This window comes from Streptomyces sp. NBC_00663 (assembly GCF_036226885.1).
Lineage (GTDB): Bacteria > Actinomycetota > Actinomycetes > Streptomycetales > Streptomycetaceae > Streptomyces.
The window spans coordinates 2,838,671-2,859,030 of the sequence record NZ_CP109027.1 but is presented as its reverse complement, the minus strand read 5'-3'; the positions used below and the strand labels follow the sequence as shown (position 1 = coordinate 2,859,030).

Here is a 20,360-nt window from a genome sequence, read left to right as displayed (position 1 = left end):
AGTGCGGGGATACCGAGTGATGTAAGCCCTAGATAAAACGGTCATAAAGAGCGAGCCCCGTCAAAAGACGGGGCCTTTGTGGACGCAGCGACACCGGTTGACCGCGACGCGTGGCCATACCACCCGATTCCTCTGCCGAAACGTTATGAACACCGGGGCCGACCGTGTCAAAGGACACAGTCGGCTCCGGTGCATCTACGACAACTGCCGTATGGCGCGGACGATTTGAGTGCTATCGCAGACGTGCCATGAGGGCGTGCTCAACCAGTGTGATCAGGGCACTCTTCGCATCCGAGCGGTGCCGGGCGTCCGTCGTGATGATCGGGGTGTCCGGACCGATCTGAAGCGCCTCGCGCACCTCCTCGGGTGCGTAGGGCTGGTGCCCGTCGAAACCGTTGAGGGCCACGACGAACGGCAGCCCGCTGTTCTCGAAGTAGTCGACCGCGGGGAAGCAGTCGGCCAGGCGCCGGGTGTCCACCAGGACCACCGCGCCGATCGCGCCGCGCACCAGGTCGTCCCACATGAACCAGAAGCGGTCCTGACCGGGCGTACCGAAGAGGTACAGGATCAGGTCCTGGTCCAGGGTGATACGGCCGAAGTCCATGGCCACCGTGGTGGTGGTCTTGTCCCCGGTGTGGGTGAGGTCGTCGATGCCCGCCGACGCGGACGTCATGACGGCCTCGGTGCGCAGCGGGTTGATCTCGGAGACGGCGCCCACGAACGTGGTCTTGCCGACGCCGAAGCCGCCGGCCACCACGATCTTCGCGGAGGTGGTCGCCCGGCCTCCGTCAGAGCTTGCGAAGTCCACTGAGCACCCTTTCGAGCAGTGTCACGTCCGGAGCGCCGGTGCTCTCGTCGCCGCCCGGCTGGTGAATGGCGACGAGACCTGCCTCGGCGAGGTCCGCGACGAGGATGCGGGCCACGCCGAGCGGCATGGCCAGGAGCGCCGACACCTCGGCCACCGACTTCACCTCACGGCACAGGTGGCAGATGCGCTGATGCTCGGGGAGCAGGCCCATCAGTGCCGCCGGGTCGGCCGTGGTGCTGATCAGGGCCTCTATGGCGAGCTGGTAGCGCGGCCGGGTCCGGCCGCCGGTCATCGCGTACGGACGTACCAGCGGCTGGTCGCCCTCATCCTCGTACGGCTCCGCGTACGGATCATGAGAGGCGGTGGGCGGGGTCATTGATCCTCCGGGCGGGACAGCAAACTTCCGGTCAGTCGTGCCGTCTTGGTGAGGCCGGTGGGGGGATTGTGTCGGCCGACGGTGATTTCGTGAGGCGGGTGGATCGAGGCGGTTCAGTGAAGCAGACTGCCTTGTAGTTCCGCGCGGAGATCGGGCGTGAGCACCGCACCCGCGCGGTCGACGAGCAGGGCCATCTCGTAGCCGACGAGGCCGATGTCGCACTCGGGGTGTGCGAGCACGGCCAGCGACGAGCCGTCCGAGACGGACATCAGGAACAGGAAGCCCCGTTCCATCTCGACGACCGTCTGTGCCACGTTGCCGCCCTCGAAGATCCGGGAGGCGCCGGCCGTGAGCGAGGTCAGGCCCGACGCGACGGCCGCCAGCTGGTCGGCACGGTCCCGCGGGAAGCCCTCGGACATCGCCAGCAGAAGACCGTCGGCGGACACGACGACGGTGTGGGACACCCCTGGGGTGTTGTCCACGAAGTTGGTGATCAACCAGTTGAGGTTCTGTGCCGCCTGGCTCATCGGGCTCAACTAACGCTCCTGCTGGTGAGTGGGGTTCGGGAAGCTGCCCGTCTGGCCGTTACCGCCGACCTGACGACCTTGTGCGATACCCCGACGGAGATTGGTCAGACGGCCGCGTACGTCATCAGGCGCACGGGAGACCGCCGGACCGGCTTGGTGCTGTTGCTGCTGAGCCGTGCCCGGGACGAGGTTCGCCCGGGGCACCCGGCGCGGCAGGCCGGAGGTGGTGACACCGCCCGCGGCGGGCTGCCGCACGCGCTCGGCCTGCCGGACGAGATCGTCGTTCGGCGAGCTGCGCCAGGCGGCGGAGGCGGGACGCTGGGGAGCGGCCGGAGCCTGCGACTGCTGGGGGGTCTGGGCCGGGGCGGCCGGGGCCGCGCCGTTGCCGTTCGCGGGCTGACCCGGCTGGCCCGGCTGGCCCGGCTGACCCGGTGCACCGTGGAACCAGTTGGTCTCCAGGGTGTCGTACAGCGGCGTACGTCCGTCACCGGGTCCTGCCGCCGGGGGCAGCGCCTCGGGCTCCTGGCGTACGGGCCGCTGCGCCTGCGGACGCTGCGGGGCGCCGAAGTCGGCGGGACTGCGTCCGGCACCCTGCTGCGGCCGCTCGAACTGGCCGGTCTGCTGCGGGTTCGCCGGTCCGGTGGGGGACTGGCGGCCCGGCAGCGCGTGCTGGCCGGTCGAGCTGCTGTCGTGGCCCGGCGCCGGGAACTGGCCCGTGGAGCCGTTGTCGTACCCCTGCGGGACCGGGAACTGACCGGTCGCGGACGGGCCGGTCGCGGCCGGGGTGCCGAAGACGTCCGGGCGGACGAAGGAACCGGTGCCGCTCTGCTGGGCGTTGCCGCCCGGCTGGGCGAACTGGCCCGTGTTCTGCGGGGCGTCGAAGTCAGGCCGCTCGAACTGGCCGGTGCTCTGCGGGCCGCCGAAGTCCGCCGACGCGAACTGGCCGGAGTCCTGCGAGGTGCCGGGACGGGCGAACTGGCCGGAGCCCTGTGCACCGGGCACCGCGCTCGGGCGGGGGTACTGGCCGGTGTTCTGCGGGCCGCCGGTGCCCGGCATGGGGGCGTCGAAGTCCGGGCGGGGGAACTCGGACGTGCTGCCCGGGCCCTGCCGGTCGTCGATCCGCGGCATGCGCGAGGTCTGCGACGGGTCCTGCTCGTCATGGCCGCGCGGGGCGTCGAGCGAGGCGTGCGAGATCTGCGGCTGTGCGTTCTCGTCGCTCCAGCTGGGCCGCGACTGCTGCGGGTTGCCGCCCGGCAGCTCGGCCCGCGGACCACCGCGGCCAGGAAGCTGACGGCCACGACGACCGCCGCCCTGCTCACCCGACGGCGCGGACTGCTGCGGCCGGCCGCCACCGAAGGCGTCCTGCGGACCACCGGTACCGGCGGCCTGGAGACCCTGCGGGGCACCGGGCGCCTGACCACCGAAGCCGGCACCCGCACCGGCCGGAGCGGGCCGGCCCTGCGGAGGAGCGGACGGGGACTGGGGACCACGCGGACCACCCGGACGACCGACGTTGCCCGTGCCGGGCAGCGCGGCCCGTGGCCCCTGACCGGCACCGAGCAGACCGCCCGGCTGCGGACCGGCGCCGAGGGCACCGCCACCGGCGGGCGCGCCCGCGCCGAGAGAGCCGCCCTGCGGGCCCCGACGGGCCGCGGCCACCCCGGCGGCCGCCTGCGCGGCGGACGGCGCACCGCCACCCGCACCCTGACCGGGCTTGGGCTGCGGCTTCTTGCCGCCCTGGGCGACATCGACGGGCAGCATGACCAGCGCGGTCGTACCACCGGAGTCGGACGGGCGCAGCTGGATACGGATGCCGTGACGCTGCGACAGACGACCGACCACGAACAGACCCATGCGGCGGGAGACCGAGACGTCCACGGTGGGCGGCGAGGCCAGCCGCTCGTTGATCGCCGCGAGGTCCTCGGGGGAGAGGCCGATGCCGGTGTCGTGGATCTCGATCAGCACGCGGCCGTCGGGCAGCGCGTGACCGGTGACCTTGACCTTGGTCTGCGGAGAGGAGAACGAGGTCGCGTTCTCGAGCAGCTCGGCGAGGAGGTGCACGAGGTCGTTGACCACACGGCCGGCGACTTCGGTGGTCGGCACCGAGGCCAGCTCGATGCGCTCGTACTGCTCCACCTCGGAGGCGGCGGCGCGGAGCACGTCGACCAGCGGGACCGGACGGGTCCAGCGCCGGCCGGGCTCTTCACCGGCGAGGACGAGGAGGTTCTCACCGTTACGGCGCATACGGGTCGCGAGGTGGTCGAGCTTGAACAGCGAGGACAGCTGGTCCGGGTCGGCCTCACGGGACTCGAGCTCGGAGATCAGCGACAGCTGGCGCTGGATAAGACCCTGGGAGCGGCGCGAGAGGTTGGTGAACATCGCGTTGACGTTGCCCCGCAGCAGGGCCTGCTCGGCGGCGAGCCGGACCGCCTCGCGGTGCACGTCGTCGAAGGCCGCGGCCACCTTGCCGATCTCGTCGCGCGAGTGCACACCGACCGACTCCACGGACGTGTCGACGTCCTGCGGGTCGGACTCGGACAGCTGCTTGACCAGCTCGGGCAGCCGGTCGGTGGCGACCTTGGTCGCGGTCTCCTCCAGGCGCCGCAGCGAGCGGATCATGGAGCGGGCCACCACGAAGGCGCCGACGAGCGAGATACCGAGCACGAGCAGGATCAGCGCACCGGAGAGGATCGCCTCACTCTCCGACTCGTTGCGCAGCTCGCGGGCCTTCTGCTCCATCTGCTCGAGCAGCGTGCTCTCGATCTTGCCCATCTGGTCGATCTTGGTCGAGCTGTCGTCCAGCCAGTCCTTGTACGACCGCTTGTCCAGGTTCTCCAGACCGTTGGTGGAGTCCAGGGCCCGGCTGGCGTAGGTGTCGGAGGACTGGATGGTCGTGTTGTTGTCGCTGATGGGCTCCAGCAGCTCCACGGCCGCGGTCTGGCCGTAGATGGACTGGAAGCTCCGGAGTTCGGCGTCCTGGCTCTGCAACGCCGACTGGGCGTACAGCCGGTCGTTCTCGGAGAGGTCACCCAGGGACGTCTTGTTCGCGGGCAGGGCCGCGGCGAGGACGGCGCGCTGGATCGAGGCGTACTCCTTGGCGGCGGAGAAGGCCGCCAGGGAACGCGTCCGCTGGATCATGTCGGGGTTGCTGGTGGCCTGCGCCATGTCCTGCGAGAGGTCCAGCAGCTGCGTGATGATCCGGTGGTAGGCCTCCACGGTCTGGGTGGAGTTGCCCTGGGCCTCGTAGGCGTCGTTGCGGACCTTGTCGACCGAGCGCAGGTTCTCGACCAGGAGCACCACGTTGTCGCGGATGCCCTGGAGGCCGCTGCCCTGGTCGTCGATCTCCTCGGACGAGTCGATGAAGTCGTCGCGCGCGCGGTCGGTCTTGTCCCGCAGACCCTTGATCGTGTAGTCGCTCGCGCTGGAGCCGTGCGCCAGCGGGCCGGCCGACTGGTCACGCTCGTTCTGCAGCGCCTCGGCCAGGGCCGTCGCCTGCTTGGTCATGTCGGTCAGCAGCTTCATGTTCTCGAGCTGCTGGATGTCGTCCACGTTGTCGCTGATGCGCAGCGCGCCCAGCGAGGTGGCCGCGACCACGGGCAGCGCGAGCAGCGACACCAGACGCGTGGAGATACGCCAGTTGCGCAGCGCTATTCGCGAACCGGGCCCGGTCGGGCTCTTCGACGGCTTGGCCGCCGGGGTGGCGGATTTGGCGCTGCCGGAGGGCGTCGCGCCGGGGCGCGTGCCTCCGTCGCCGGACGCCGCCTGGCCCGGGTTCTGGGCGTGCTGGGGCGAGGAGCTGCCATTGCTGGGGGCAGTCCCGCCGTGCGGCTCCGGCTCCGCCGAAGCACTGCCATCCCTCTTGAAACGTCCCTGCACTAGCGTCGCAACCTCTGGACCAGGCACCCCTCCGCGTGAACGGAAGGGCACGGTGTCGGCGTACTGAGGGGCGCCCTGAATTACGCCCCCCGATGGTCGTGAGTGACCGGCGCTGGTTCCCCCTTCTCGCCGCCACTAGGCGCGCGGTGCGCCCCCTGTGCGCCGGCTCGTTCCTGCGGCGGTTCCGTGAGATTCCAGCACAGTGCCGGATCTCCAACAAGGGCCGTGGGTCAGGCCGTGACCTACGTGACAGCACGTGAGGGCTGAGTTACCGGTCGTAGAAAGTGATCCGGACGATAACGGACGTATGCCTACGGAACGTTGACGCGGGGCAGGTGTCCCAGTCGCCATGATCAGGAGCGGAATGATGGCTTCAGGGGGTCAATGTCCGTTTCGTAGGGGTGAGTTGTGGGCCCGGATTGACCGCTTTGCCCCTCGGGTCGTGAGCAAACTCACACGCGGATCATGGGGTCTTCGCGTCTTCGGAGGGGAATTGCATGTTTAGCCTGGCGCTTTACAACACGTAGGAAACTGCCAACTCACTCACGACAGGGCCCACTACAACCGTGAAGACGACGATGATGTTCCGCAACATAGCCAACCCGCGGCGCACGACGCTGGCGCACCTCGAGGACGCCGACGACCTGCTGACCCAGGAGCTCCCGGAGCACTCCGTCGACCTCCCGGCCCAGACGGCCAACCCGCGCCGCACGATCCTGATGGACGTCCCGGTCACCGCCGCCGCCGAGTAGATCACGACGCTACAAGTCGTACGACCGTCGGGGCGCCCCCCGCAGTAATGCGCGAGGCGCCGCCCCTCCCCGCGTTAGCCTGGAGCGTCAGACTCCAGCCAGCTCAGTGAGGGGCGCCAGGATCCCGTGCGCATCGCCAGATTCTCCATCGACGGGAACGTCGCCTTCGGCGCGGTCGAGGGCGACAAGCCGGACGAGCTAGTCCTCGACATCATCAAGGGCATCCCGTTCGCCGACTTCGAGCTCTCCGGCACGAAGGTCCCGCTGAGCAAGGTCAGGCTGCTGCCGCCGGTGCTCCCCAACAAGGTCGTGGCCTACGGCCGCAACTACGCGGAGCACGCGCGCGAACTCGGCAACGAGGTCCCCGACGCCCCCTTCGCCTTCTTCAAGCCGTCCACCTCGGTGATCGGCCCCGGCGACGCGATCCAGTACCCCGCCTTCTCCGCTGACGTCCACCACGAGGCCGAGCTGGCCGTGGTCATCGGCCGCATGTGCCGCGAGGTCCCGCGCGAGCGCGTCAAGGACGTCATCCTCGGCTACACCTGCGCCAACGACATCACCGCCCGTGACGTCCAGAAGCGCGAGAAGCAGTGGGCCCGGGCCAAGGGCTTCGACACCTCCTGCCCGCTCGGCCCCTGGGTGGAGACGGACCTCGACCCGAGCGACCTCACCATCCAGCTCACGGTCAACGGCCAGCAGCGCCAGCTCGGCCGCACCAGCGAGATGATCCACCCGATCGAGGATCTGATCGTCAACATCTCCGAGGCCATGACGCTGCTCCCCGGCGACGTGATCCTCACGGGCACCCCGGCAGGCGTCGGGCCGCTCACCGTCGGCGACGAGGTCGCCGTCACCATCGAAGGCATCGGCACTCTCACCAACAAGGTTGTCAAGCGTGGCTAGCGCACCCGTCCGCGTACGTTTCTGCCCCTCGCCCACCGGTAACCCCCACGTGGGCCTGGTCCGCACCGCCCTGTTCAACTGGGCGTTCGCCAAGCACCACCAGGGCACGCTCGTCTTCCGCATCGAGGACACCGACGCGGCCCGCGACTCCGAGGAGTCCTACAACCAGCTGCTCGACTCGATGCGCTGGCTGGGCTTCGACTGGGACGAGGGCCCCGAGGTCGGCGGCCCGCACGCGCCGTACCGCCAGTCGCAGCGCATGGACCTCTACAAGGACGTCGCCGCCAAGCTCCTGGACGCCGGCCACGCCTACCGGTGCTACTGCTCCCAGGCGGAACTGGACGAGCGCCGCGAGGCCGCCCGCGCCGCCGGCAAGCCCTCCGGCTACGACGGCCACTGCCGCGAGCTGAGCGCCGAGCAGGTGGAGGCCTACCGGGCCGAGGGCCGCGAGCCCATCGTCCGCTTCCGCATGCCCGACGAGACGATCACCTTCACGGACCTGGTCCGCGGCGAGCTGACGTTCACCCCGGAGAACGTGCCGGACTACGGGATCGTGCGAGCCAACGGGGCGCCCCTCTACACGCTCGTGAACCCCGTCGACGACGCCCTGATGGAGATCACCCACGTCCTGCGCGGCGAGGACCTGCTCTCCTCGACGCCGCGGCAGATCGCGCTCTACAAGGCGCTGTCGGAGCTGGGCATCGCCAAGGGCACCCCGCAGTTCGGCCACCTGCCGTACGTCATGGGCGAGGGCAACAAGAAGCTCTCCAAGCGCGACCCCGAGTCCTCGCTCAACCTCTACCGCGAGCGCGGCTTCCTCCCCGAGGGTCTGCTCAACTACCTCTCCCTGCTGGGCTGGTCGCTCTCGGCGGACCAGGACATCTTCTCGATCGAGGAGATGGTCGCGGCCTTCGACATCAAGGACGTGCAGCCCAACCCGGCCCGCTTCGACCTGAAGAAGTGCGAGTCGATCAACGGCGACCACATCCGGCTGCTGGACGTGAAGGACTTCACGGAGCGCTGCGCCCCGTGGCTGAAGGCCCCCTTCGCCCCGTGGTCCCCGGAGGACTTCGACGAGTCGAAGTGGCAGGCGATCGCCCCGCACGCCCAGACCCGCCTGAAGGTCCTGTCGGAGATCACCGACAACGTCGACTTCCTGTTCCTGCCGGAGCCGGTCTTCGACGAGCCGTCCTGGACGAAGGCGATGAAGGAGGGCTCGGACGCCCTGCTGACCACGGCCCGCGAAAAGCTGGAGTCGGCCGACTGGACCTCCCCGGAGTCCCTCAAGGAAGCCGTCCTGGCCGCCGGCGAGGCCCATGGCCTCAAGCTCGGCAAGGCGCAGGCCCCGGTCCGTGTCGCCGTCACCGGCCGCACCGTCGGCCTGCCTCTCTTCGAGTCCCTGGAGGTCCTGGGCAAGGAGACGACGCTGGCCCGCATCGACGCAGCCCTGGCGAAGCTGGCGGCGTAACGCACACGCGCGTGAAGGGGCGGCATCCGGACCACCGGCTGCCGCCCCTTCGTCGTACCCCGGACAGGGCGGCAACTGCCGGGTTACCGTCGGATCATGAGCATTCTGGCCGTGGTCTGGGACGTCGACGACACCCTCTTCGACTACTCCGGTGCCGACCGTGCCGGAATGCGGCTGCATCTGACGGCCGAGGGGCTGCTGGACGGGTACGAGAGCGTCGAGCAGGCCATCGTGCGCTGGCGGCGGATCACCGACGCCCAGTGGGCGCGCTTCGCGGCCGGGGAGGTCGACTTCCAGGGGCAGCGCCGGGACCGGGTGCGGGTGTTCCTGGGCGAGGAGCTGAGCGACGCGGAGGCCGACGCCTGGTTCCAGCGGTACGTCGCCCACTACGAGACCGTCTGGGCCCTCTTCCCGGACGTCCTGCCGGCCCTCGACGCCCTCGCCGGCAGCCACCGGCACGCGGTGCTGTCCAACTCCAGCATCCATGTCCAGGACCACAAGCTGCGCAGCCTCGGTGTCCACGACCGCTTCGAGGCGATCCTGTGCGCCGCGGAACTCGGCGTCTCCAAACCCGAGGCCGGCGCCTTCCACGCGGCCTGCGCGGCACTGGAACTCGCCCCGGAGCAGGTCGCGTACGTCGGCGATCATCCGGAGATCGACGGCCGCGGTGCCGCCGAGGCCGGACTGCGCTCGTTCTGGATCGACCGTGACGGCGTGTACGCCGCCACCGACGCGCCGGTCGGCCTCCACCGGATCGCCACCCTCGCCGAACTCCCCGCGCTCCTCGGCGCGGATACCCGTTTTGGAGCCCCGTCCACCTTCGGGTAATGTTCTTCCTGCGCCGAGGGGAGCAGGCCGAGAGGCCGGAAACCCGGAGCGTACAACTAGAACAAAATCCCCCTCGGGGCTTGCGTTCCAGTGGCCTATGGTGTAATTGGCAGCACGACTGATTCTGGTTCAGTTAGTCTTGGTTCGAGTCCAGGTAGGCCAGCTCGCAGAGCTCATCTGCAAAGCCCCCGTTGTGTAGCGGCCTAGCACGCTGCCCTCTCAAGGCAGTAGCGCCGGTTCGAATCCGGTCGGGGGTACAGATCCTTCCCGCGAAGGTGGCTCGGGTAGCTCCCACCACCATCGATGCAGGATCGCTAGGGCCCCCGTTGTGTAGCGGCCTAGCACGCCGCCCTCTCAAGGCGGTAGCGCCGGTTCGAATCCGGTCGGGGGTACTGACTGGTCTAAACCACATTGGTCTATGGTGTAATTGGCAGCACGACTGATTCTGGTTCAGTTAGTCTTGGTTCGAGTCCAGGTAGACCAGCTCGGACCTGCGGCGGTGCAGTACTGACGCCAGCAGGCTCCACGCCCCCGTTGTGTAGCGGCCTAGCACGCCGCCCTCTCAAGGCGGTAGCGCCGGTTCGAATCCGGTCGGGGGTACGTAGAGGAAGGCCCTCCACTTCGGTGGGGGGCCTTCGCCGTTCCCGTGGGCCGGCCCCGCCGCCCTACTCGAAGCCGTACCGCCGCGTCGACTCCTCCTCCTGGGCCAGCCGGTGCAGCGCCTGAAGCATCGGCTCGACGAGCACCACACCCAGCACCGCGACCTCCGCCTTCTCCGCCTCCGAGACATGTGACTCCATGAACTCCATGTCCAGCTCGGCGACTTGGCGCATCAGCCGGGCGTACGGCACGAGGGTCTCCGGGTTCCAGTCGTAGCCGAGCCGGCGCAGTGCCGCCGTCGCCACCACGAGGGAGCGGAAGGACGGCGAGACGGTCGTCATGGCCTGGGCGTTGGACCACCCCAGCGTCCTGAGCAGCTCCTCCATCGCGACCCGTGCGCCCTGGACGAACTCGTCGTCCGCGTCCGGCTCCGGCACCTGGGGCAGGGCCCAGACGGCCGCGCCGAGGCGCATCGCGCGGGGCAGGGAGTCGTCGTCGACGTGGCTCAGCACCTCCCGCACCGTCGCGACCGGCACCCGGCCGACCTGGATCATCGCGCGGATCAGCTTCAGCCGGCGCAGATGCTCCTCGTCGTACTCGGCCGTGGTCGTGTTGATCTGGCGGCCGGGCGCCAACAGCCCTTCGCGCAGGTAGTACTTGATCGTCGCGGTGGACACCCCGCTGCGCTCGCTCAGTTCGGCCAGCCGCATGTCTTGCGCCCTTCATTGGGGAGTGCCACTATCCAAGCACCACCGAGGAGGATAGTGCCGCTGTCCGACGAGATGTCATGGGGGAGCCGTGTTCGCGAAACCGGTGCTGGGGCGTACGACCGCCGATGCCGAGGGGGATGTGGTCGTCCTGCTCATCGGGATGCGCGTCAACCACTTCTGGGCGGTGCACCAGTGGGGGCTGGTGATGATCTCGATGTTCCGCATGCTGGCCGAACTGGGGAAGGACCCGAGCCGCGGGCTGCTGGGAAAGGTGATGCTGACGGCGTCGCCGCGGACGTACTACATCGTCCAGTACTGGGAGTCCAAGGAGAAGCTCTACGCCTACGCGCACTCGCCGGAGATGCTGCACCACCGCATCTGGGCCCTGCTCAACCGCAAGGAGCGGGACGGCGCGGTGAAGGGGCACGTGGGGATCTGGCACGAGGCCTATGTGGTGCCCGAGGGGTCCTACGAGGCGGTCTACGGGGACATGCCGGCGTTCGGACTCGCGGCGGCGCACGGGCAGGTGCCGCTGGAGAAGCGGGGGCGGTACGCGAAGGACCGGTTCGCGCACCGGTCGCAGGCGAGGGCCGAGGTGGCCGAAGAAGCCGGGTGACGGGGGGATCGGGGGAGCGAGGAGGGCCTGCCGCGGCGTTGAGGCAGGCCCTCCTCGGCGTTGTCCCGGGGGGAACGTCAGCCGGTGCGGCGCAGGGCCTCGGAGAGGCGGGCGGCGGCGTCGATGACCGCCTGGGCGTGCATCCGGCCCGGGTGGCGGGTCAGGCGCTCGATGGGGCCGGAGACCGACACGGCGGCCACGACGCGGTTGGAGGGGCCGCGTACGGGAGCGGAGACGGACGCGACGCCCGGCTCGCGCTCGCCGATCGACTGGGCCCAGCCGCGGCGCCGTACGCCCGACAGGGCCGTCGCCGTGAAGCGGGCACCCTGGAGGCCGCGGTGCAGGCGCTCGGGCTCCTCCCAGGCCATCAGGATCTGGGCCGAGGAGCCGGCCTTCATGGTGAGCGTCGAGCCGACCGGGACCGTGTCCCGCAGGCCGGACAGGCGCTCCGCCGCGGCGACGCAGATACGCATGTCGCCCTGGCGGCGATAGAGCTGCGCGCTCTCGCCCGTGATGTCACGGAGATGCGTGAGCACCGGGCCGGCGGTGGCGAGGAGGCGGTCCTCACCCGCGGCCGCGGCCAGTTCCGCGAGGCGCGGGCCGAGAATGAAACGGCCCTGCATGTCGCGCGCCACCATACGGTGGTGTTCCAGAGCCACGGCCAGTCGGTGAGCCGTGGGCCGTGCAAGTCCGGTGGCCGCCACAAGCCCCGCGAGGGTGGCCGGACCGGACTCCAGGGCGCTGAGGACAAGGGCTGCCTTGTCCAGAACGCCGACGCCGCTACTGTTGTCCATGAAACGATACTCACGTCTCACTCTGTGAAACGCAAGTTCCTTTTTTCGTGAGACGCGCAACCCTTGGATGCACAGCGGCCCGCGGACCAAACGGGCCTGGCGGCGGCTGCCCGGGAATCCAGGGGTGCGGGCGCTGCTTCCGGAAGATCTCTAGTTGGGCCGGCGCACCTTTGCCGGCCGGAGGGAAAGCGATGGGTAGGACACTCGCGGAGAAGGTCTGGGACGACCACGTCGTCCGGCGCGCCGAGGGCGAGCCCGACCTCCTCTTCATCGATCTGCATCTGCTGCACGAGGTGACCAGCCCGCAGGCCTTCGACGGCCTCCGCAAGACCGGTCGCCCGGTGCGCCGCCTCGACCTCACCATCGCGACCGAGGACCACAACACCCCGACCCTCGACATCGACAAGCCCATCGCCGACCCGGTCTCCCGGGTCCAGCTGGAGACGCTGCGCAAGAACGCCGCCGACTTCGGCGTGCGCCTGCACCCGCTGGGCGACGTCGAGCAGGGCGTCGTGCACGTCGTCGGCCCGCAGCTGGGTCTGACCCAGCCGGGCATGACCGTCGTCTGCGGCGACTCCCACACCTCCACCCACGGCGCCTTCGGCGGCCTGGCGTTCGGCATCGGCACCTCCCAGGTCGAGCATGTGCTGGCCACCCAGACGCTGCCGCTGGTCCGTCCGAAGACCATGGCCATCACGGTCAACGGCGAACTGCCCGAGGGCGTCACCGCCAAGGACCTGATCCTGGCGATCATCGCCAGGATCGGTACGGGCGGCGGTCAGGGCTACGTCCTGGAATACCGCGGCTCCGCCATCGAGAAACTCTCGATGGAAGCCCGCATGACCATCTGCAACATGTCGATCGAGGCCGGTGCCCGCGCGGGCATGATCGCCCCCGACCAGACCACCTTCGACTACCTCGAGGGCCGGGTGCACGCCCCCAAGGGCGAGGACTGGGACGCGGCCGTCGCGTACTGGAAGACGCTGAAGACGGACGAGGACGCCGAGTTCGACGCCGAGGTCGTCATCGAGGCCGCCGAACTGTCGCCGTTCGTGACCTGGGGCACCAACCCCGGCCAGGGCGCGCCGCTTTCGGCGGACGTCCCCGATCCCGCTTCGTACGAAGACGCTTCGGAGCGCCACGCCGCCGAAAAGGCCCTGGAATACATGGGGTTGGAGGCCGGACAGCCGCTGCGCTCCATCAAGGTGGACACCGTCTTCGTAGGTTCGTGCACCAACGGTCGGATCGAGGACCTGCGCGCCGCCGCCGAGCTCCTCAAGGGCCGCAAAGTCGCCGACGGCGTACGGATGCTGGTCGTTCCCGGCTCCGCGCGGGTCGGTCTCCAGGCCGTCTCCGAGGGCCTGGACGTCGTCTTCAAGGACGCCGGCGCCGAATGGCGGCACGCGGGCTGCTCGATGTGTCTGGGCATGAACCCGGACCAGCTGGCCCCGGGTGAGCGCTCCGCGTCCACCTCCAACCGCAACTTCGAGGGCAGGCAGGGCAAGGGCGGCCGTACGCACCTGGTCTCGCCGCAGGTCGCCGCCGCGACCGCCGTGCTGGGCCACCTGGGCTCGCCCGCCGACCTGTCCGACGCCCCTGTCGCCGCTGGAGTCTGAGAGTCATGGAAGCATTCACCACGCACACCGGCCGGGCCGTCCCGCTGCGCCGCTCCAACGTCGACACCGACCAGATCATCCCTGCTCACTGGCTCAAGAAGGTCACGCGGGACGGGTTCGAGGACGGGCTGTTCGAGGCCTGGCGCAAGGACGAGACGTTCATCCTCAACCAGCCCGAGCGCAAGGGCGCGACCGTCCTGGTCGCCGGCCCCGACTTCGGCACCGGCTCCTCCCGTGAGCACGCCGTGTGGGCGCTGCAGAACTACGGCTTCAAGGCCGTCATCTCCTCCCGGTTCGCCGACATCTTCCGCGGCAACTCGCTCAAGAACGGCCTGCTCACGGTCGTTCTGGACCAGAAGATCGTGGAATCGCTCCAGGAGCTGAGCGAGAACGACCCCGAGGCCGAGATCACGGTCGACCTGGAGGCCCGCGAGGTGCGCGCCGAGGGCGTCACCGCGAGCTTCGAACTGGACGAGAACTCCCGCTGGCGGCTGCTGAACGGGCTGGACGACATCTCCATCACCCTCCAGAACGAGGCCGACATCGCCGCGTACGAGGCCAAGCGGCCCTCGTTCAAGCCGCGGACGCTCGAGGTCTGACCGCGAGCCCCTCGCAGCGCAACTGAACAGGTCGAGTTTCGGCCACCGAACACCCCCCGCCGTACCCCCGATCAGCCCGATCGGGGGTACAGCCGTGTCTGCACCCGAACGGCCCTGCGTGCGCCCGGGGTGCTCCCCAACTTCCCACGTTAGAGGGGGTGTTGCAGGGGTACGCGAGGGTGGAAGGCGCGGCTTCCACCGGCGCCGGGAAGGCCGTTCTGGGCGGCAGTTGCACCCTGAGCGGGCGACAACTCGCCCCAGATGGCACAATCTGTGCATGGAACACGACGGCCAACTCGAGCTCTATGCGGCGGTCGCGGACCAACTCAAGGAAGCGCACACAACAGTGCGCGCACTGCAAGTCCCGGAGGGCGTACGGATGGCGCTGACCCGGAAGCTGCTGGTCATTACGGCCGCGGCCAAGCACGATCTCGCCGATGCGGCAAGGCGTCTGGAGGCCTTCACGGCGGACCTCGACGCGGGTCGATTCCCCGAAGAGGAACGCTGAACAAGTCCAAGACTGTCGAACCCGTTGCGGCACAAGGGTGATAAGCCCGTTTCGTGTTTGATTTGCGGTATATATCTGCCTAACGTGCGAAAAAGCCTGAACAGTTTCGTTCGGGCGATGTCTCCGAAGGGGAAGACGTGAACAAGGCGCAGCTCGTAGAAGCGATTGCCGACAAGGTCGGTGGCCGTCAGCAGGCCGCCGACGCGGTCGACGCGGTCCTGGACGCCATCGTCCGCGCGACCGTGGCGGGGGACCGGGTCTCGGTCACCGGCTTCGGTTCGTTCGAGAAGGTCGACCGCCCGGCCCGGTACGCCCGCAACCCCCAGACGGGCGAGCGGGTTCGGGTCAAGAAGACCTCCGTTCCGCGCTTCCGCGCGGGCCAGGGCTTCAAGGACCTGGTGAGCGGCACGAAGAAGCTCCCGAAGAACGACGTCGCGGTCAAGAAGGCCCCCAAGGGCAGCCTGACCGGCGGGGCTTCGGCGACGGTCAAGAAGGCCGCCGCGAAGAAGGCCGCCCCGGCGAAGAAGGCGACGGCCGCCGCCGCGAAGAAGACCACGGCGAAGAAGACGACCGCCAAGAAGACCACGGCGACCGCGAAGAAGACCACGGCGAAGAAGACGACGGCGAAGAAGACCACGGGCGCCGCCAAGACCTCCGCCGCGAAGAAGACCACCGCCAAGAAGGCGACGGCCAAGAAGGCCCCGGCGAAGAAGGCGACGGCCAAGAAGGCCCCCGCCAAGAAGTCGACGGCTCGCACGACCACCGCCAAGAAGGCCACCGCCCGCAAGAGGTAGGGGCGCAGCGTACTCACGCGCCGGGCCGGACTCCGTTGTGGAGTCCGGCCCGCGGCGCGTTCTGGGGGTTCAGAAGGTCTGCAAGGTCACCAGGGTGACCTTGGTGCCGTCCCGTTCGATCCGCACCCGCTGTCCGGGCCGCAGCAGCCTCAGACCGCCCGCGTCGAACGCCGGGGCGTCGAAGGGGACGGGGGTGCCGTCGTCCAGCAGCACGCTGCCGGTGCGGGTCTCGGCGTCGTAGGTGTATGCGGTGGCCTGCATGGTTGTCAGCGTAGCCCTTGGGGGCCCGGAATCAGCAGGCCCGCCGCGACGGTCGCGGTCCGGGGGCCCACCCCCAGTGCCAGCGCCGCCCGCAGGTCCTCGCCGGTGTCCACGTCCTGGCGTACCGAGTCGACGCCCGTGAGGGACAGTTCCACCGCCCCCGAGGCGCGATGCCTGGACCGGGAATCCGTGCCGAATGCCGGGCGCAATTCCTGGCCCGCGCGGATCGCCAGCAACGTCGTACCGATTCCTGCCGCATCCGGCAGGAAAGCGCGGGGGAATTCCGTTGCCGCGTCCAGTACCCGGGCCAATTCCAAAGGGCGCAGGGCCGGCAGATCCGCGTTCACGGCCGCCAGAGGGGTTTCCGGGTGCGATGCCCTGACGACCCCCGCCCCGTACGCCAGCGCCGCGTTCAGGCCGCCTTGTGGCTCGTCGGGGACGATTCGGGCGCCCAGAGCGGCCAGCTCACGGGCGGCCAGGGGATCGTCCGTGACGACTGCCACATCGCCGACCGAGGGGGAGGCCAGCGCCGCTGCCACCGTGTCCTGCGCGAAGGCGAGGGCGAGACCCGGGCGCAGCCCGTCGCCTGCGGTGTCCGAGAGCCTGCTCTTGGCCCGCTCCAGGGGCTTCAGGGGTATGACCAAGGTCCACTGCACGAGCGTTCCGTCCCTCCCTTGTCGCGATCATTGTCACTCAGCCGTCACCTGGGCCATCTGGCGGTCGTCGCGGCGAGGCGTACGGTGTTCTCGACAGACCGGCGGCCTGGGGCGACACTTGTCCGGCCCTGAAGGCCCTAGAGGAAGGTGTCCGCGTGCCCCGCCGCAGAATCGGCTTCTGGTACCGCTTGGCAGCGGTGATCGCCAAACCGCCGCTGGTTGTTCTGATCAAGCGGGACTGGCGCGGAATGGAGAACATTCCGGCCGACGGCGGATTTATCACCGCGGTGAACCACAATTCGCACATCGATCCCTTCGCCTACGCGCACTTTCAGTACAACACCGGCCGCGTTCCGCGATTCCTCGCGAAGAGCGGTCTTTTCAAGAAGGGATTCGTCGGTGCCTTCATGCGCGGCACCGGACAGATCCCCGTCTACCGCGAGACCACGGACGCGCTGAGCGCCTTCCGCGCCGCGATCGACGCCGTGGAACGCGGTGAGTGCGTCGCGTTCTACCCCGAGGGCACCATCACCCGGGACCCCGACCAGTGGCCCATGACCGGCAAGACCGGCGCCGCGCGGGTGGCCTTGCAGACCAAGTGCCCGGTGATCCCGGTCGCGCAGTGGGGCGCCAACGAGGTGCTGCCGCCGTACGCCAAGAAGCTCAACCTCCGTCCGCGCAAGACCTCGAAGGTCCTCGCGGGCCCGCCGGTGGACCTGACGCCGTTCTACGACAAGGAGATGACCCCGGACCTCCTCAAGGACGCCACCGAGGTCATCATGGCCGCCGTCACCCGCCAGCTGGAGCAGATCCGCGGCGAGAAGGCGCCCGCCACGCCCTACGACCCGCGCCGGGAGCGGATCGAGCAGCGCCGACGGAGTCAGGCCGAGACCGGCCACGAGGAGGAGAGCGCCAAGTGAGCAAGCCCGTCAAGGCGGCTGTCTTCGGTACCGGTTCCTGGGGCACCGCCTTCGGCATGGTCCTCGCGGACGCGGGCTGCGAGGTCACCCTGTGGGGCCGTCGCGCCGAACTCGCGGACGCGGTCAACTCCACGCGTACGAACCCGGACTACCTTCCCGGCGTCGAACTCCCGGTGAACCTGCGGGCGACGACGGACGCCGCCCAGGCCGCGCGCGACGCCGACTTCACCGTTCTCGCCGTTCCCTCGCAGACGTTGCGCGGCAACCTCGCCGAGTGGGTGCCGCTGCTCGCGCCGAACACCGTCCTCGTGTCGCTGATGAAGGGCGTCGAACTCGGCTCCGCCATGCGGATGAGCGAGGTGATCGAGGACGTCGCCAAGGTCGGGCAGGACCGTATCGCCGTGGTCACCGGACCCAACCTCGCGCGCGAGATCGCCGCCCGGATGCCGGCCGCCGCGGTGGTCGCGTGCACGGACGAGGCAGTCGCGCAGAAACTCCAGTCCGCTTGCCACACGCCCTACTTCAGGCCGTACACCGAGACGGACGTGGTCGGTTGCGAGCTCGGCGGCGCGGTGAAGAACGTCATCGGCCTCGCCGTCGGTATCGCGGACGGCATGGGGCTCGGCGACAACGCCAAGGGCTCGCTCATCACGCGCGGCCTCGCGGAGACCGCGCGGCTCGGTGTCGCGCTCGGCGCCGACCCGCTCACCTTCGCCGGACTCGCCGGTCTCGGCGACCTGGTGGCGACCTGCTCTTCGCCGCTCTCGCGCAACCACACCTTCGGCACCAACCTCGGCAAGGGCATGACCCTCCAGGAGACCATCGCGGTCACCAAGCAGACCGCCGAGGGCGTCAAGTCCTGTGAGTCCGTGCTGGATCTGGCCCGCAGGCACGGCGTCGACATGCCCATCACCGAGACGGTCGTCGCCATCGTGCACGAGGGCAAGCCCCCGGTGGTCGCCGTCAAGGAGCTGATGTCGCGCAGCGCGAAGCCGGAACGACGCTGAGCGACGCCTGTTGAGGCACGCTGTATCGGGGCTCTACCAACGGGTACTCTCAACGCGATATGAGCACCGAGAACCTCCCCCAGAGCCCTGAGCAGCCGTCTCGCAAGCCGCGCGTGGCCGTCGTGTTCGGCGGGCGCAGCTCCGAACACGGGATCTCCGTGGTCACCGCGGGCGCCGTCCTCAAGGCCATCGACCGGACCAAGTACGACGTCCTGCCGATCGGCATCACCCAGGACGGCCGTTGGGCGCTCACCGCCGACGAACCGGACCGCATGGCGATCACCGAGCGCCGTACGCCCAACGTCGACGAACTGGCCGAGTCGCACGAGGGCGGCGTGGTGCTCCCCGTCGACCCCGCGAACCGTGAAGTCGTCTACAGCGAACCGGGATCGGTGCCCAAGGCGCTCGGTGAGGTCGACGTCGTCTTCCCCGTCCTGCACGGCCCCTACGGCGAGGACGGCACCCTTCAGGGCCTGCTGGAGCTCTCCGGTGTCCCCTACGTCGGCGCGGGCGTGCTCGCCTCGGCCGTCGGCCAGGACAAGGAGTACATGAAGCGGGTGTTCACCTCCTTCGGGCTCAAGGTCGGCCCGTACGTGGTGATCCGGCCGCGCGAGTGGGGGCAGGACCCGTCCGGGGCCCGCAAGAAGATCGTCGACTTCGCCGGCGAGCACGGCTGGCCGCTGTTCGTGAAGCCCGCGCGCGCGGGGTCGTCGATCGGCATCACCAAGGTCGACGATCTGTCGGGGCTCGACGAGGCGATCGAGGAGGCCCAGCGGCACGACCCGAAGATCCTCGTCGAGGCGGCCCTGCGCGGCCGGGAGATCGAGTGCGGTGTCCTGGAGTTCGAGGACGGCCCGCGTGCCTCGGTGCCCGCCGAGATCCCGCCGCCGGACGCGCACGCGTACTACGACTTCGAGGCCAAGTACATCGACTCGACCCCGGGGATCGTGCCGGCGCCGCTGACGCCGGAGGAGACGGCCGAGGTGCAGCGGCTCGCCGTGGACGCCTTCGACGCGGCCTCCTGCGAGGGGCTGGTCCGCGCGGACTTCTTCCTCACCGAGGACGGCGAGTTCGTGATCAACGAGATCAACACGATGCCGGGCTTCACGCCGATCTCGATGTACCCGCAGATGTGGCAGGCGAGCGGGATCGGCTACGCGGAGCTGGTGGACCGGCTGATCCAGGCGGCGCTGAGGCGCTCCACGGGGCTCCGTTAGGAGCCGTGGCGGTCATTTGCCGTAGGGGATCGCCTTCTTGATCGACGAGGCCATGTCGGTCAGCATCCCCGCGGTGTCCCGCCCCTTCGGGACCGTCACCTCGACGTACACCTTGCGATTGGCCGTGGTGAAGCGGGTCGATCCGTCGTCCTGCTTCTCCATGAGCCATTCCACGCCGTTCACCTCGCCGGCGATCGCGTCCGGGTCGCTCCCGGTCGCCACCTTCGGGTCGACCATCTTGGGCGGCCGGGTGACACCGCAGCGCAGTATGATCTCCGGGTTTCCCCAGCCCGCGGTCAGCGCGGAGGCGGGCTCGGGATCGTTCCGGTCGAGACCGTCGACCTTGTCCGGCAGGACAGCGTCCAGGTTTCGGCACAGCTTCGTGACCTTCGCACCCGGGCTGGGAACCGCCACCGAGTCGCTGTCGTCTGCTGATGAGCAACCTGTGGTGATGATCAGCACGGCGAGCGCGGGCAGACCGATGAGCCGGTGACGGAAAGAGTTCACCGGCCAAGGGTAGACGG

The 20,360-nt window shown here is 69.4% G+C and carries 21 protein-coding genes and 5 tRNA genes; 17 read left to right on the top strand and 9 right to left on the bottom strand.

What is annotated here, in order from left to right:
- Window positions 1–232: 232 nt before the first annotated feature.
- The 4 genes from OG866_RS12785 to OG866_RS12770 all read right to left on the bottom strand — a co-directional run bounded on the left by OG866_RS12785 (window position 233) and on the right by OG866_RS12770 (window position 5,587).
- Window positions 233–808: a GTP-binding protein gene (locus OG866_RS12785; RefSeq protein ID WP_015657619.1), complete on the bottom strand. Its 576-nt coding sequence runs from the start codon at window positions 806–808 to the stop codon at window positions 233–235.
- Window positions 789–1,184: a DUF742 domain-containing protein gene (locus tag OG866_RS12780; RefSeq protein WP_030611532.1), complete on the bottom strand. Its 396-nt coding sequence runs from the start codon at window positions 1,182–1,184 to the stop codon at window positions 789–791. Before OG866_RS12780 ends, OG866_RS12785 begins: the two co-directional genes overlap by 20 nt.
- 113 nt (window positions 1,185–1,297) lie before the next feature.
- Window positions 1,298–1,711: a roadblock/LC7 domain-containing protein gene (locus tag OG866_RS12775; protein ID WP_003973453.1), complete on the bottom strand. Its 414-nt coding sequence runs from the start codon at window positions 1,709–1,711 to the stop codon at window positions 1,298–1,300.
- 9 nt (window positions 1,712–1,720) lie between these two features.
- A complete protein-coding gene (locus OG866_RS12770) occupies window positions 1,721–5,587 on the bottom strand; it encodes a sensor histidine kinase (protein WP_329334313.1) in 3,867 nt (1,288 codons plus the stop codon).
- Window positions 5,588–6,153: 566 nt separating this feature from the next.
- Between OG866_RS12770 and OG866_RS12765 the strand changes: the two genes are divergently transcribed.
- The 9 genes from OG866_RS12765 (at window position 6,154) to OG866_RS12725 (ending at window position 10,138) form a co-directional block, all read left to right on the top strand.
- Complete coding sequence (locus OG866_RS12765) at window positions 6,154–6,339, top strand: hypothetical protein (RefSeq protein WP_329334311.1); 186 nt, start codon at window positions 6,154–6,156, stop codon at window positions 6,337–6,339.
- 126 nt (window positions 6,340–6,465) lie between these two features.
- Window positions 6,466–7,242: a fumarylacetoacetate hydrolase family protein gene (locus tag OG866_RS12760; protein WP_329334310.1), complete on the top strand. Its 777-nt coding sequence runs from the start codon at window positions 6,466–6,468 to the stop codon at window positions 7,240–7,242.
- Complete coding sequence (gltX, locus tag OG866_RS12755; protein ID WP_329334308.1) at window positions 7,226–8,710, top strand: glutamate--tRNA ligase; 1,485 nt, start codon at window positions 7,226–7,228, stop codon at window positions 8,708–8,710. The genes OG866_RS12760 and gltX overlap by 17 nt, the downstream gene beginning before the upstream one ends.
- A gap of 96 nt (window positions 8,711–8,806) precedes the next feature.
- Window positions 8,807–9,538: an HAD family hydrolase gene (locus OG866_RS12750; RefSeq protein WP_329334306.1), complete on the top strand. Its 732-nt coding sequence runs from the start codon at window positions 8,807–8,809 to the stop codon at window positions 9,536–9,538.
- A 91-nt stretch (window positions 9,539–9,629) separates the two neighbouring features.
- A tRNA-Gln gene (locus OG866_RS12745) sits at window positions 9,630–9,701 on the top strand.
- 21 nt (window positions 9,702–9,722) lie between these two features.
- A tRNA-Glu gene (locus tag OG866_RS12740) sits at window positions 9,723–9,795 on the top strand.
- Between the two features lie 62 nt (window positions 9,796–9,857).
- Window positions 9,858–9,930: transfer RNA gene (locus OG866_RS12735), tRNA-Glu, on the top strand.
- A 20-nt stretch (window positions 9,931–9,950) separates the two neighbouring features.
- Window positions 9,951–10,022, top strand: a tRNA-Gln gene (locus tag OG866_RS12730).
- 43 nt (window positions 10,023–10,065) lie between these two features.
- Window positions 10,066–10,138, top strand: a tRNA-Glu gene (locus OG866_RS12725).
- 65 nt (window positions 10,139–10,203) lie between these two features.
- On the opposite strand, the gene OG866_RS12720 is transcribed toward OG866_RS12725, so the two are convergent.
- The gene (locus OG866_RS12720) at window positions 10,204–10,848 is read right to left on the bottom strand and encodes a MerR family transcriptional regulator (protein WP_329334305.1); all 645 of its coding nucleotides are present in this window, start codon (window positions 10,846–10,848) and stop codon (window positions 10,204–10,206) included.
- Window positions 10,849–10,936: 88 nt separating this feature from the next.
- Between OG866_RS12720 and OG866_RS12715 the strand changes: the two genes are divergently transcribed.
- The gene (locus tag OG866_RS12715; RefSeq protein WP_329334303.1) at window positions 10,937–11,464 is read left to right on the top strand and encodes a DUF4188 domain-containing protein; all 528 of its coding nucleotides are present in this window, start codon (window positions 10,937–10,939) and stop codon (window positions 11,462–11,464) included.
- 77 nt (window positions 11,465–11,541) lie between these two features.
- On the opposite strand, the gene ndgR is transcribed toward OG866_RS12715, so the two are convergent.
- Complete coding sequence (gene ndgR, locus OG866_RS12710) at window positions 11,542–12,258, bottom strand: IclR family transcriptional regulator NdgR (protein ID WP_007384919.1); 717 nt, start codon at window positions 12,256–12,258, stop codon at window positions 11,542–11,544.
- A 191-nt stretch (window positions 12,259–12,449) separates the two neighbouring features.
- Between ndgR and leuC the strand changes: the two genes are divergently transcribed.
- From leuC to OG866_RS12690, 4 genes are all read left to right on the top strand, one after another.
- Window positions 12,450–13,874 carry a 3-isopropylmalate dehydratase large subunit gene (gene leuC, locus OG866_RS12705; protein WP_329334302.1) on the top strand — a complete coding sequence of 475 codons (1,425 nt, stop codon included), beginning with the start codon at window positions 12,450–12,452 and terminating at the stop codon, window positions 13,872–13,874.
- Between the two features lie 5 nt (window positions 13,875–13,879).
- Window positions 13,880–14,473, top strand: coding sequence for a 3-isopropylmalate dehydratase small subunit (gene leuD / locus OG866_RS12700; RefSeq protein ID WP_329334301.1), 594 nt, complete (start codon window positions 13,880–13,882; stop codon window positions 14,471–14,473).
- Between the two features lie 277 nt (window positions 14,474–14,750).
- A complete protein-coding gene (locus tag OG866_RS12695) occupies window positions 14,751–14,981 on the top strand; it encodes a hypothetical protein (protein ID WP_329334300.1) in 231 nt (76 codons plus the stop codon).
- 137 nt (window positions 14,982–15,118) lie between these two features.
- Window positions 15,119–15,775, top strand: a complete 657-nt coding sequence (locus tag OG866_RS12690; protein WP_329334299.1) for an HU family DNA-binding protein — start codon at window positions 15,119–15,121, stop codon at window positions 15,773–15,775.
- Window positions 15,776–15,844: 69 nt separating this feature from the next.
- On the opposite strand, the gene OG866_RS12685 is transcribed toward OG866_RS12690, so the two are convergent.
- Together OG866_RS12685 and cofC are read right to left on the bottom strand one after the other, a co-directional pair.
- Complete coding sequence (locus OG866_RS12685) at window positions 15,845–16,036, bottom strand: hypothetical protein (protein WP_329334297.1); 192 nt, start codon at window positions 16,034–16,036, stop codon at window positions 15,845–15,847.
- A 5-nt stretch (window positions 16,037–16,041) separates the two neighbouring features.
- Window positions 16,042–16,692, bottom strand: coding sequence for a 2-phospho-L-lactate guanylyltransferase (gene cofC / locus OG866_RS12680; RefSeq protein ID WP_329334295.1), 651 nt, complete (start codon window positions 16,690–16,692; stop codon window positions 16,042–16,044).
- 155 nt (window positions 16,693–16,847) lie between these two features.
- Between cofC and OG866_RS12675 the strand changes: the two genes are divergently transcribed.
- From OG866_RS12675 to OG866_RS12665, 3 genes are read left to right on the top strand one after another with little or no spacing between them, the layout of a single operon-like run.
- Window positions 16,848–17,612 (top strand): lysophospholipid acyltransferase family protein, encoded by a 765-nt coding sequence (locus tag OG866_RS12675; protein WP_329334294.1) that lies wholly within the window; start codon window positions 16,848–16,850, stop codon window positions 17,610–17,612.
- Window positions 17,609–18,619, top strand: a complete 1,011-nt coding sequence (locus tag OG866_RS12670) for an NAD(P)H-dependent glycerol-3-phosphate dehydrogenase (protein WP_329334293.1) — start codon at window positions 17,609–17,611, stop codon at window positions 18,617–18,619. Before OG866_RS12675 ends, OG866_RS12670 begins: the two co-directional genes overlap by 4 nt.
- Window positions 18,620–18,678: 59 nt before the next feature.
- On the top strand, window positions 18,679–19,836 hold the full coding sequence (locus tag OG866_RS12665) for a D-alanine--D-alanine ligase family protein (RefSeq protein ID WP_329334291.1): 1,158 nt from the start codon (window positions 18,679–18,681) through the stop codon (window positions 19,834–19,836).
- Between the two features lie 12 nt (window positions 19,837–19,848).
- On the opposite strand, the gene OG866_RS12660 is transcribed toward OG866_RS12665, so the two are convergent.
- Window positions 19,849–20,343 (bottom strand): DUF3515 domain-containing protein, encoded by a 495-nt coding sequence (locus tag OG866_RS12660; RefSeq protein WP_329334290.1) that lies wholly within the window; start codon window positions 20,341–20,343, stop codon window positions 19,849–19,851.
- Window positions 20,344–20,360 lie beyond the last annotated feature (17 nt).